The organism is Paenibacillus wuxiensis (genome assembly GCF_040195695.1).
Lineage (GTDB): Bacteria > Bacillota > Bacilli > Paenibacillales > Paenibacillaceae > Paenibacillus_B > Paenibacillus_B suaedae.
Genome location: NZ_JBEFZI010000002.1, coordinates 583,828 through 596,644, shown reverse-complemented (window position 1 = coordinate 596,644; position 12,817 = coordinate 583,828). Strand labels below are relative to the sequence as shown.

General features: G+C 45.2%; 12 protein-coding genes and 1 riboswitch. Of the genes, 5 read left to right on the top strand and 7 right to left on the bottom strand.

The window, feature by feature from the left end; translation table 11 throughout:
* Positions 1 to 5: 5 nt before the first annotated feature.
* The 6 genes from ABN764_RS05965 to ABN764_RS05940 all read right to left on the bottom strand — a co-directional run bounded on the left by ABN764_RS05965 (position 6) and on the right by ABN764_RS05940 (position 5,980).
* The gene (locus ABN764_RS05965) at positions 6 to 965 is read right to left on the bottom strand and encodes a vWA domain-containing protein (protein WP_446671262.1); all 960 of its coding nucleotides are present in this window, start codon (positions 963 to 965) and stop codon (positions 6 to 8) included.
* Positions 966 to 1,105: 140 nt separating this feature from the next.
* Complete coding sequence (locus ABN764_RS05960) at positions 1,106 to 2,224, bottom strand: AAA family ATPase (protein WP_446671261.1); 1,119 nt, start codon at positions 2,222 to 2,224, stop codon at positions 1,106 to 1,108.
* A gap of 12 nt (positions 2,225 to 2,236) precedes the next feature.
* On the bottom strand, positions 2,237 to 3,451 hold the full coding sequence (locus ABN764_RS05955) for an MFS transporter (RefSeq protein ID WP_446671260.1): 1,215 nt from the start codon (positions 3,449 to 3,451) through the stop codon (positions 2,237 to 2,239).
* Positions 3,452 to 3,453: 2 nt separating this feature from the next.
* Complete coding sequence (locus ABN764_RS05950) at positions 3,454 to 3,933, bottom strand: DUF6530 family protein (RefSeq protein WP_446671259.1); 480 nt, start codon at positions 3,931 to 3,933, stop codon at positions 3,454 to 3,456.
* A 352-nt stretch (positions 3,934 to 4,285) separates the two neighbouring features.
* Entirely contained in the window at positions 4,286 to 4,840 is a 555-nt protein-coding gene (locus ABN764_RS05945; RefSeq protein ID WP_021252427.1) for a GNAT family N-acetyltransferase, read from the bottom strand.
* Positions 4,841 to 4,888: 48 nt separating this feature from the next.
* Entirely contained in the window at positions 4,889 to 5,980 is a 1,092-nt protein-coding gene (locus ABN764_RS05940) for a hypothetical protein (protein ID WP_446671258.1), read from the bottom strand.
* 206 nt (positions 5,981 to 6,186) lie between these two features.
* On the opposite strand from ABN764_RS05940, the gene ABN764_RS05935 reads away from it, so the two are divergent.
* Positions 6,187 to 7,122 (top strand): aldo/keto reductase, encoded by a 936-nt coding sequence (locus ABN764_RS05935; RefSeq protein WP_446671257.1) that lies wholly within the window; start codon positions 6,187 to 6,189, stop codon positions 7,120 to 7,122.
* Between the two features lie 153 nt (positions 7,123 to 7,275).
* A complete protein-coding gene (locus ABN764_RS05930; RefSeq protein WP_446671256.1) occupies positions 7,276 to 7,938 on the top strand; it encodes a winged helix-turn-helix domain-containing protein in 663 nt (220 codons plus the stop codon).
* A gap of 62 nt (positions 7,939 to 8,000) precedes the next feature.
* On the opposite strand, the gene ABN764_RS05925 is transcribed toward ABN764_RS05930, so the two are convergent.
* Positions 8,001 to 9,350 carry a lytic polysaccharide monooxygenase gene (locus tag ABN764_RS05925; RefSeq protein ID WP_446671255.1) on the bottom strand — a complete coding sequence of 450 codons (1,350 nt, stop codon included), beginning with the start codon at positions 9,348 to 9,350 and terminating at the stop codon, positions 8,001 to 8,003.
* Positions 9,351 to 9,705: 355 nt separating this feature from the next.
* Positions 9,706 to 9,878: riboswitch (M-box (ykoK) riboswitch) on the top strand.
* A 153-nt stretch (positions 9,879 to 10,031) separates the two neighbouring features.
* Between ABN764_RS05925 and ABN764_RS05920 the strand changes: the two genes are divergently transcribed.
* The 3 genes from ABN764_RS05920 to ABN764_RS05910 all read left to right on the top strand — a co-directional run bounded on the left by ABN764_RS05920 (position 10,032) and on the right by ABN764_RS05910 (position 12,812).
* A complete protein-coding gene (locus ABN764_RS05920; protein ID WP_446671254.1) occupies positions 10,032 to 10,763 on the top strand; it encodes a response regulator transcription factor in 732 nt (243 codons plus the stop codon).
* Positions 10,763 to 12,172, top strand: coding sequence for a sensor histidine kinase (locus ABN764_RS05915; protein ID WP_446671253.1), 1,410 nt, complete (start codon positions 10,763 to 10,765; stop codon positions 12,170 to 12,172). The genes ABN764_RS05920 and ABN764_RS05915 overlap by 1 nt, the downstream gene beginning before the upstream one ends.
* An 82-nt stretch (positions 12,173 to 12,254) precedes the next feature.
* A complete protein-coding gene (locus tag ABN764_RS05910) occupies positions 12,255 to 12,812 on the top strand; it encodes an FG-GAP repeat domain-containing protein (protein WP_446671252.1) in 558 nt (185 codons plus the stop codon).
* The last annotated feature ends 5 nt before the right edge of the window (positions 12,813 to 12,817 follow it).

Sequence of the window (12,817 nt, the reverse complement as noted above, 5' to 3'; positions counted from 1 at the left end):
GTGAATTATATATACCTAGCGATAATTCGAACTAACTTTGCTGGCAGCTCATACAAATTTGTAATATCCAAAAAACGGTCATTCCCGTAGATGGCATGAATGATATCCTTGTCTTGACCGATTGCAGCTGCAAGGAATCGAACACCTTTGCGCTCATATTCCTCTGTCGTTTGCTGCATGTCATTCACTGCATAAGCTCCTGTGTAATCGTCCATTGCTTTGGGCTGTCCATCACTAATGCTAATGAGCAGCTTGGCTTGTTGTGGTGACACGGCTAACCGTTCCGCCATCATCCGCAACGCCATTCCATCACGATTATTACTTCTGGCCTGGATGTTCATGAGTCTGAATCGGTCGCTTGGATCTGGCTTCTCAAAGTCAATGTAAGCAAAGATCGACATTTGCTCCATCCTGGAAACATCAGCCGTGTCGCCGTAGATGAGTATGGGGATCTGGCAAATCTGACAAAATTCATAGACTGCAATAACCGCTTGCTTTGCTGCCACCAATCTGCCAAACGCAGACATCGATGCGGATTCGTCAATCCTGAGGCCAACCACTAGGGAGGGGGACTCAGATGGAGGGCGTTTTTTGGCAAAATACCGATAATCCCTGTAAGCCACACTATCCGCCTGAAACTTGCTTCCATAGTAACGATTCCTTGTATATTCGGAAGACACCTCATGTTCCAGCAGCGGGAGTGTCTTTCTGGCAATTTCCCTCACGATTGGCATGAGCCCTCTGCTGAGACGATCGTAATCGTGCTGATCTTCTAGCGTATAGACTGGTCGGTGAACGATAAGCTTCACCTTTTCATGAATCGTATTGGACACCAAATCCCTTGCGGCACGATTCAGTTTTTTGCGAAAATCGCGCTCTTTTTGTTTTTCATCGTCAGTCATTGGCGCTGGATTGGCCTGATGATATTGGGGGGAGCCGTCTTCACCGGTATCTGTACTTTTCATATCGCCGTGAGAATCCGAAGATGTTAGTGATGAACGATCCTCACTATCCGCAGACTTTCTGAGTGCTATGCCTTTTTCCTCGGTAAGGCTGTCAGCATCATAATCAAGATCCGAGTCGATATCTCCCCATGTCTTGATTTCTATTGGTTCACCGATTTTTTGTTTTTTTTTACCTGATTCGCAACGTCCTCTAAGCTAGCAAGCAAACCATTCTTCTCAAGCGCCTCTTCCAGAATCTTAATTTCTTCGTCATCGGTTGTTATTTTATAGATGACCTTATGATATAGGGATTCTTTGACGGAGGCTCCTCCAGCAACTGCATCTGTCCAGTAGAAAAAGGAACGCATTCCAGCCACGCCTTTGATGGCATTTGCCCGAGCTGTTCGATCCAAAATGATAATAACATCTGCTAACACGCTCAGCATCTTTTCATCCTGATACCCTGTTTTGGATATCGCGCGTTCTATCATGACCTCTTTGCCGGGCAGATCCATCTTTTCCGAGTGTTGAACTCTGTCACGCAGAGCTTCGTTTAACGGTCTGGCCCCTGCATAGCTGCGATTTGTTGTGATGACTGCGATGAAGTCCGGGTGCCTGTGTACGATCTCGGTAGGGAGGTTTATGCTTCCATCCAGCTCCAGAGCAGAGTTTAACGCCATCAATACTGCAGCATCACGAATCACGTTTGGTTCTTGAATTTCCAGAAGATATCCTTTTTGATACGCTCTAATGATTTCAGATGGGTAAAAACGGTACTCAACCGCTTCGCCCTCGGTGTATTCAGCTGCACGCTTTAGCATCTGCTTCATTTGAAAGGCGGCCTGTTCCTGTGTAATCTGTAGCGCATTCATAAGCACTTCAGTAATGTGATGCAAACTATCGCTCTCATAGAATGCTTGCCAAATGCGTTGCTCCTCAGGCTCCAGCTTCTCAAATTGCTCAGAAGGAATGACGGGCAATATAGCGCCGATAATATCTGATTTATCCATATCGGCAAAGCAGGTTATTTTCGTATAAGGCAATCCGAAATTTGCGGATAATGCTTTGGCAAGTTGAGTTTTACCGGAACCGGCATCGCCTTCTAACAGAATATTAGCAATTTTCATTTCCCCGCGATTCCAATTGCGTTTTACTTCTTTACATATACGCTGTTCTTCTTCGCTGACCTGATGGGAGGAAGGCTTTCTCCAAATCAGCCTGTTCTCTTCATCCGTCAGTTGTCTTGCAGGGGACAAGACATAGTTTTCATGTACATTCATTTCATGATTCTCCTATCTATCATGATGCAGATTTTCGTTTATCGTTTGTTTTTTTTCAATCAGGAGTGGGGAGAGCAAAAGGGTCCCCACAATAATCAAAACACCGCTCAACAGATATACAGTGAGAAGTGAAAACATTTCCTTCAAATAACCGGATAAAAACATGCCCATGACCATCATGCCCATAAAAACTGGCGTGATCACACCAGATACTCGGCCCATAAATGCACTTTCCGTATTGCGCACAATAAGCGTCTGAATGCCGCCATGAATACAAGGGTAAAACAAGCCGCTAATCACTAAGAGAACAACAGTCAGCCAAATCAGACTAGACGCACCAATACCCATCGTACAGACGGCGGCGACAAGCAAGCCTATCGTGAGGAGCAACTGCGGTTTTACCTTTTTGGCGATCCCCATGATGGCAATTCCGCCTACGAACATGGCTGCTCCGTTGGCCATCACAAACCACTGCAAATCTTGTTTGTTTAATCCCAATTTCTCGATGACGAGGAAGATTTGAAGCGGTTGAGTAAGACCTGAAGCTAATCCGACAGCTGCGAAGGTCATGCAAAGTGTGCGTAACGATTGATTCGCCCCAATATAGCGCAGCCCGGCCGTAAGCTCCTTGAAGAAGCTGCGAGCATCGGTCGATTTCGGTTCTTCCTTATCGCGAGGGAGTGTGGACAATATGAACGAAGCTCCCAGGAAGAAAGCACCCGTCAAAATTAGAGATACGTTAATTCCAAATTGAATAAATAAAAACGTGCCGATGATAGGTCCCAATACTGTGAAGATGGCAACAAGCGTTTGAAACATCGCCATCACGCCTTGCAGTTGTTCACCTGGCACATGCCGCTTGAATAGTTTCATGGCCGAAGGCTGAGAAAACTGGGACAGACTGGCCGAAATAAATGATCCGATCAGGAGGGCAATCCATCCGTTATTCAAAACGGCAAACAGCACAGCTACAACGGACAAGGCAGAGAGCAGATCGCTCCATACCATCGTTCGCTTCGGCTTCCATCGGTCAGCAAAGGTTCCGCCAATGAGGCCAAATAGAAAAATCGGAGCAAATTCTGCAACGGAAATCAGCGATACATAAATCGGATTATTGTTCGTTAATTCGGTAACATACAACAGAACGGCATAATTCCGGATCCAAATTCCGAGTTGCAGCAGCACCCGGGAGAGGATAATGGTTCGAACATATCGATTGGATAACATCGTCAATACCCCATATCCTTTAGTATTTTGGACAAATTGCGAAGGCGCTCGCTGATCATTTCATCATTGTCACTCAGCGCTTGACTGAACAGCTTAATGTCGTCATTGATTCGCTCATTTTCCGTATCAATTGCCACGCTCATGGCGTCTCCTTGCAGGCCAATCCGGTCGATGACAGGTTCCTGCGCGTCATATAAATGCTCATACCGGTATGCTTCATGAAAATGAGCTACAGAGCGGCAAATCAAAATGGACAAGTCAAGCACACGATGAAGGGGAAGTTCCTCCGAATTCTGCCACCATTTCTCTCCCGTATGTCTCCATACCTTGGCGGAAATATCTACCTTGCCGCTGTCATTCCACTGAGCCAATCCCAGGGAAAGACCTTTCACATCAGTGCTTCTGGCGAAGGGGCCATCAACTTGCTCATAATTATTCGACACGACAACAGGCTTGTGTTTTATCGTAGTAGGTATTTTCATTTTCTCCCTCTTTTCAATTTTTTATTTACTAAATTACTAATTTACTAAATTACTGCTTCAGTTTATATTGGATCTCATCAGGAGTCAATCTTTTTTGAAGCCCGTTTTTTAAATCCCTGGTTAAAACTGTCTGGTTAGAACGAAAAAGAGGGGGGATGATCGTTATGATTATCGTGTTAAGTGAGTATCGATGGAGAATAGGGGAGAAAACGTATGTATGGCATATCAACTGTGAACGGAGAAATTCTAGATGTGTGAAACTGAAAAAACAAAAGAGCTGTTAAGCAAGTAGATCACTACCGCCCGACAGCTCGTTGTTAAGAACGTCTGAGTTATGTATTTGTCAAATACCTTATCTCATGTATAATGCCTCAAATTCCTCTTTGGTCATACCGAAATACACCTCGTCGTGGTACTTCCCATTGGTGTAAATCATGCTACGCAGTCTGCCTTCCTGGATGAAACCAAGCTTGCGATGCAGGTTCATAGAAGCTTCGTTGAAGGAATAAATGCAAACGGTTGCTTTTTGATATCTCAGCTCGAAGAAATAATGCTTCAAAACGGTTAGGATCATATCACTGGCGTAGCCCTTGCCCCGATAAGCAGGGAATACAGATATTGCGTAATCGAAGGTTCCATTTTTGAAGTCAGTGCCATCAATCTCAATGGTACCGACGACGTCTCCCTTATTGGCATCCTCGGCGATCCAGTAGAAATCATGGCTATTTTCCGAAGCTCCCTGCGAGATTTCTTCGATCCATTCTTCCAATTGCGCTTGTGTCCGTGGAAATGCAATCGAGTCCATATTTTGCAGTATGCTGTCATCCAAACTGTCGAATATGATGATATCCTCTGCAACAGGTGCACGAAACCGAATACGCTTGCCTTTCCAATATGAAATCTCCATTCATAAATTACCTCATTTCGATTAGATGGAATAGAATAAGTAGGTGTATTATCTTCTTGTTATTCGGTTTATCTTCTTTTTCTCCTTTCCTATTTTCATTTTATAGAAACGCATGTCTTTCTTTTTTTGGAGCACTTCACTGCACGCGTATGCCTTTTTTAATAGGTTTAAGTAACAAGCGTTCGTGCGGCTGATCATCCACTTCCCATTTTCATAGCAGAGGAGTGCAGTCGTCATTTCCTGTTCTTTGCTCAAGCCAAGACAGATATCAAACCAGGCTTCACACATCGATCTACCCAGTCCGGTTTCCTGCCAACTATCAAATACGGATAAGAGTTGTTCCCATAGCTGAGCGGTCTCAAAAGCCTCAGCATAATCGTTATTCATCACGCGCAATTCAGTAATATCAAGGAGTGCAGAAGCCTTATCTCTTGGGTCATTAATAGAATCTAGTTCCTTTTGTTTATAATAGATGGCCTTCTCATAATTTCCGATTTCTTTGGCACGATAATATAAGGTTGTGGTGCTAGCTTCAGTGTCCTGTTCAAGAATGTCAAACAGTCGTGCTGCCTCTTCAGCATCCTTAAAATCGATTGCCCGAGACAACAGACTATCTGTAGATTCTTTATCGATGCTGTCTGGAAACCATTGGGCCATTCTTTGCATAAATGATTCGATATCTTGCTCTGAATAGAGGTTTCTCAATTTATCCTTGCGTTCGTAAAGGTAGCTGTTCGATTCCGTAAGACCAACTTCCTCTATGTATGTACACGTTTGTTCCACTCCGGCTGAGAAGATAAATTCGTCAAAATAACCGCAATACGTATCGAAGTTTGCGGATTTGGCTTTCTCAAATATCCAGACATTTTCAAGCTTGCGGAATTTGGCCAGCAAATAAGAGAGGAGCAGCAGGGAATCCCCGTATCCTTGGAACGAATCATGGGTACGACTCTCCACTTCATTCTCCATCAAATATCGAATAAAATCATAATCTTCCTCTCTCCAATCATACTGAAGCGCAATCGCTGCCGCATATCGTTTCCAATAGTTTGCGTCAGAATCCTCATATTCGAACTCTTTCCATAGCGCCTTGGAATTTCTGAACGCCTCGATATTTCGTATAATTTCTTTGGCTTCCAACAAGCAACCCTCCATTATCATTCTGATTGTAAACGATGAATGATATCTATATCACTCTGATATCTTCTATATCTACCCTTTATCTTAACAAAAATTAAGCCGAAGCTTAACGTCTGGATCAAGACAGATGCTGCTGATATTGATAACGTTATAGGCAGTTTACTGTAATCGTAATAAAGAAGTAGTTCGGAAAAGGAGAGATTCGTATGAAATACACGACATTAAAGAAAACTTCCATCCAAATATCGGAGATTGGATTCGGAACAAATGCAGTAGGTGGGCATAACAATTACACCAATGTAAATGAAGATATAGGGAAACAAACAGTTCGAGAAGCCATTGAGCAGGGAATTACGTTACTGGATACAGCAGATGCCTATGGGTTCGGGCGTTCGGAGCAATTGATTGGGGAAGTTATTCAAGATTGCCGGAACAATCTTGTACTAGCAACCAAGGGGGGAATCGAGAAGCTCGAAGACGGCAGCATACGTTTCAATAATCATCCCCACTATCTAAGACGTGCTGTAGAAGCAAGCATGAAACGGCTTCAGACGGATTATATCGATATATATTATATTCACTTTATCGATGAGCTCATTCCGCTAAGTGAATCAATCGGCGAACTTACTCGTCTGAAAGAGGAGGGAAAGATCCGTGCAATCGGTATTTCCAATGCGACGGTTGATCAAGTGAAAGAAGCGAATGCAACGAATGCAATCCGTGTATTGCAAAACCCATACCATATGCTCGATCGTTCTGCAGAACAGGAACTACTTCCGTACTGTCTTGAGCACGATATTTCGTTTATTCCTTATGGGCCTCTTGCGTTCGGAATATTGGGTGGGAAATACAAACCTGATATGACACTGGATGATGGGGATTGGCGAAAGGACTTAGAACTGTTCCAGCCCGATGTGTTCACGCAGCATCTTGCCCGCGTAGAAAAATTGAAGGCAATCGCAAGTGAACAGCAGCTTGCGCTGCCGAATCTCGCACTTGCTTGGCTGCTGCAGCAGCCAGGCGTGGATGCGGTCATTCCTGGCGGGAAGCGATTAGAACAGATTCATGACAATGCAGCGGCGAGCGGCATCCAGCTTCCTGCATCAACATGGAATCAAGTAAAACTCATTCTCGAAGGATAACGGATATTAACAGATAATAGGAACAAGCCCTGCCAATTATGTTGGAGGGCTTGTTGTATATTGGCTTCCCAATTTACATTGCTTCTCTCCCTATATACAATAGAACCGGACGCTTCTATGCGAACAAGGCAATGACGAAGAGAGGGAAGCGATATGGAATTATGCGTGTATACGAACAACCAATTTTTCTTTACATATGTCAGACATCTATTCGACGACAGAATGAAGCTGACTCATATTAAGGACTGCCACCGATTCCGTGAAGCAATTGCCCAGGCAACCACCCGCGGCATATTCTTATTAGATTCGAATCAAATCGAGGATGACACTTGCTTCACCCGCATGATGACAGAGACTAAGGTGCCTATCATGATCGTGAATCCAGATGAGAAGGATACCTTGAAGAAGATCATGATGTGGGAACAATCCATATCTGGAATGCTGGGTGTAGACATCATGGAGGAGCCGATCAATGGGAGTCAAGCGAAAGAGATTGATGGAGCAGTTATGCTGGGTGATAAGCACACTCTATTTCACATCGGAAATCACTCCATACAGAAGCAGGGAGAAGAACAGGTCTTATCGACGCTGGAATTCAAGCTGCTCTATCATTTGGTACATCAAGACGAACAACCAATATCAGCGCAGGAGCTTGCGGATCAGTTGGATACCTCCGAGGGTGTACTCTACATTTACGTCAAGAAAGTTCGCGAAAAAATCGAAGCAGACCCAAGTCATCCGACCATTCTACAGCACCTTAGAGGCAGAGGATATGTACTGCACCAATTCAGAAGCATGAAGAATGGTATACGATAACAGGCCCCTGACGAGTCAGGGGCTCCAGTCTACGTCTACGCTACCCAGAGGCAGACAGCGAATTACGATTTCAATAACCATAATGCAGGGACATTTGGAGGCTCCCATCCCACAAGAGACGTATGAGCAACAAGCGCCGCATAGGTTTTACCGTTATAAGTTACGAGCGCGCCAGCCGCATAGGAGGTATTGGCTGCCCACGGTGTGGCCGTTGGGGCAGGCGCTGTTGTGACGCTTACAGCATTGCTGCTCGGCGACACATTGCCAGCGGCATCATAAGCAATGACCGTGAATGTGTAAGGGGTATTCGCCGTAAGCTCGGTCACCGTATACGTCACCCCATTTGTGGTAGCTACCAAGGTCGAGCCATTATAAACACGGTATCCAGCCACGCCCACATTGTCCGTTGATGCTGTCCAAGACAGCTTCACACTCGTAGCAGTAATATTCGAAGCGGTTAATTGGGATGGGGCAGTTGGCGGCTCCGTATCTGGCTGCGGTGCTGACGTCTTGAAGGATACGGCGTTGCTGTTAGCGGATTCATTGCCTGCGGCATCGACGGCCCGCACCGTATACGAATAAGTTGTATTCGGCGTTAGTCCCGTTAGCGCGTATGTTAAAGTGCTTCCATTCGTTGATCCAACGAGTGTGGAATCTTTATAAATGTTATACCCCGTTACGCCTACGTTGTCGGTTGAAGCATTCCAAGATAATTTGGCGGTATACGCCGTAACGTTCGATACGGCAAGATTCGATGGTGCCGTAGGCGGGGTCGGATCGACAGGGGAACCGCCGCCAAAGTCCACATCGATGACATTATAGAACGCGTTTGCGGTGTCTGCAATTTCCCACACGGCTAGGATTACTTGGTATCCCGTCCGACTTGGAACATTGCAAGTGTCGGAGTAAGAATGTGGGGGCTGCTTGCCTTTATAATCCACGTTGCAGAACGGAGTCAAGTCGAAGGAGGCGCGACTAAGTGGCGCATTCGGATTCCAATCCTGCTTCGTAATATAATATTTCCAGCTAGTTGTAGCGTGGTTCGCTTCAATCGTCCAATGGAACGTAGTCGTTCCCGGGGTAATGTTCACCTTGCTCCAGCGCGTTGCCGATTGTTGATCAAGCTCTGGAAATGCACCGTTAGCACTGGCGATTTTGCCGTCAGCCGGCCCTGCGGCTGGAAACCCCTTATATGCTTCCAAGCTTTGCGGTTCATAAATGATAAAACCGCAGTTCTTGTTCACCTTCTTCGCGCACAGATCAGCTCGGCTGCTGGGAGAGTCAATGTAACCGTGCGCCAATACAGTCCCCGAGAACAAGAGCGTGACAACGAACATCGCGAGCATGATTCCACCTGTAACCAACCATTTGCGCATTCCTGCGTTCCACGTACACGTTGCTGTCAAAATCATATTCCTCCTTCAAATGAGCATAATTTTACAACTAATGCTAATTCGTGTTGTTGTAGATTAGTCAAGTTACACCTTCTTTCCTGGCATTGGATATTTCCAGTGCAAAAAATGGTTAAAAACATGATGAGTCTATACCGGATGAAAAAGGGACCCATCGTCAGAACACAGAAAAATGTATACGCTTTAACTATGAGGATGATGAAAAGAAAATTTTTTAAATGTGATCGAAACTCCCTTCGAATCAAGTGCAGCCTCATTCTTTGGCTGTTCTAAATCGAGATCCATCCAATATGGAAGCTTGTCCGATCGCTTCATTGACAGTTTCGGACATTGAAGGTAAGATGCAGGAAGATGAATATGTCCTCGTTAGGTGAGGCTCCTATACGAATACAGGCCACTGCCCGGAAACATCGAGAGATGCCAATGGGTAGAACAGGGATTGCCGGATTAAGGCTTTTCATAATGTGGCTAAGAAGCGGGAAGCTTCTTTACGTTGTATAGTGCCAAAACTGTACCAGGGGGAATGAAGCTTATTTGAATTGTGCTCAGCTGCAGCAACGATTCTCAGTACTAGCTCTCCCATTTGGTAGGGAGGGCTTTTTGCTATGTTTAGCACCATACTATCGCGCAGGAGCAATCAACAATAACGTCCGTATCGTTACCTAAGGAGGATAAGCTGATATGAACAAATTGGAAAGCACAACGGAAGTAAAGGGAGCCATCCGCAATCACGTGCTCGTGGTAGAGGATGACCATCATATACGGCGTTTTATTTCGATTAATTTGGAGCGGAACGGCTTTCAAGTGAGCAAAGCTGTGATGGGCAGTGAGGCAATGATGCAATTTACAACGAATCGACCAGATGCTGTCATTCTCGATATAATGCTGCCTGATATGGAAGGCTTCGAGATATGCCGGCAAATCAGAGATGTGGATTCCGAAGTGGTCATCATCTTCCTGACAGCGAAGGGACAGGATTTCGACAAAATTAAAGGGTTAGAGCTCGGTGCAGATGATTATATCGTGAAGCCGTTCAACCCGCTGGAACTTGTCGCAAGAATCAACACGGTATTGCGGCGCTCAAATCAGTCCTCACTTGTTTCCAGTAGAATAATTGAGTCAGGGCCAATTACCTTAGATAAGGATGCGAATAAAGTATGTAAGCACGGGATGAGGATCGATATGACTCCGAAGGAGTATGGCATGATTAAGGCATTTCTTGAACATCCCGACAAGGCATTATCGCGCGATGAATTATTGAATTTAGCTTGGGGAGAGGATTTTGTCGGTGACCCGAAGACCGTCGATGTGCACGTTCGCAAGCTGCGGGAGAAGATTGAGGACGATAGCTCGAATCCGAGACGAATTGAGACGGTATGGGGGATGGGCTACCGCTGGAAGAGAGGCGAATAATGATAGGTATCCGGCAGAGATTAGTAGGTAGCTACTTAGCTGTTATATTAACAACGGTATGCATCCTAGAAGTCATCTTGATTACGTCAGTGAACTATTATTATCACTACAATGTAGAACGAGCGCTCATCAATCAGGCGGAGATCTCAGCCGCCTTTTTCCAGCAATATTTTGCTGAGGAAGAAGTAACGGAACAATCGGAGAAGCTCGTACGAGCTTTCTCTCAACATACTTCTGCTCAGGTGCAGATCATGGATGCTGCTGGACACATCATTCAAGATTCATATGGTACGCAAGCAGGCAAAGAGGTCATTCGCTATACCGATGTACAGCAAGCTGCTGCTGGAGAGGTAGGCACTTGGCGCGGTTTTGACTATGACACCAATGAGCATATTGTTTCGGTATCCTATCCGCTTCAATCCGCAGGCAAGACTGTTGGAATTGTCCGCTTTATCAGCTCACTGACCGGTACAATCGATGCTGTCCGCTATATTTCCATATTGTTTATATTGGCAGGAGTACTTGTTGTTGCCATTGTAGCTATGCTTAGTATCTTTTTATCTCGAACCATTACGGGGCCCATTCGCGAATTAAAAAAAGCAGCGGAAGTCATGGCAGATGGCAATTTCTCTATCCGCGCCAAAAAGGTGTATCGGGATGAATTAGGCACACTAGCTGACACGATGAATGCAATGGCTTCCCGAATTAGCCGCAATGAGCAGCTCAAGAATGAATTTATCTCCTCTGTCTCGCACGAGATACGAACCCCGTTAACGAATATTAAGGGATGGGCTGTCACGTTGAAAGCAGGTGGAACACGTGAAGATGAGTTGGTAACGGAAGGACTGGATATTATTGAATCCGAGACTGATCGCCTATCCTTATTGGTAGATGAATTATTGGATTTCTCTAAGCTGGATGCCGGCAGGCTGGAATTAGCATTCAGCCTTGTTGATGTACAACGTCTAGTTCAACAGATCGGTATATTGCTCTCACCGAGAGCTGACCGCTTAGGAATCAAGCTTCATATTCAATCAGATCCTATGCTCCCTATGATCTCTGCTGACGAGAACCGTCTGAGACAAGTACTCATTAACCTATTAGATAACGCGTTTAAATTTACGAACGAACAGGGAGAGATTGATTTGAATGCGCGTGCCTCTGAACATGAAGTCGTGATTTGTGTCAGAGACACAGGCTCCGGTATTCAAGAGCATGAACTGGGCATGGTCATGAAGAAATTTTACAAAGGGAAGAATAGTCCGACGGGTAGTGGTCTGGGATTGTCTATTAGTGAAGAGATTATTCGTCTACATCAAGGCAGAATGGAGATGGAGAGTGAGCAGGGCATTGGTACCGAAGTTCGAATCTATCTTCCTATTCATCACGAGATTGGCAGAGAAATTTAACGATTTCATAACCCTTTCATAGAATTGAAAATATACACTAGTACATGGAGTACGGACAGGCAAGGAAAGTGGGCGTGAGCAAATGAAAAAACAGATTGTGCGGCAAGTATTGATTTGGGGTGTTCTTATCTGGACAGTTGGGTGTGGTGTTCCGGCAGCGCCAATCGACCTCATTCAGTCACCGATACCCGCCAGTCATATCCATGAAGCTGCTGTTCGCCGAGCATTACCAGACGGTTCCCGATTATTAATCCCGAAGCATGGGGGAGGGAATACAGGAATTTCGTACGGCGACTTTGATGGGGATGGCCACGATGAAGCAATCATCGTATACGAAGAGAATGTGCGTAATGAGAAATTGCGTAAAGCAGCCTTACTCAGATATGAGAATAAGCAGTGGAACATTGTCTGGAATACGAAGGGCTATGGATACGGACTGGATTATGCAGGTATGGCTGATGTCAACAAGGACGGATTGCCCGAGATCATATTGGGTTGGACAATGGGTGGCGGAGAAAATGGACTGGATGTGTACACCTGGAGAGATAAAGATGTAAAACTATGGGACAAAAAAACATACAACGGGCTAATTGATATCCATGAAGAGGATCATTCTGGGAAGTCACAAGAGAAGAAGTGAAAGAA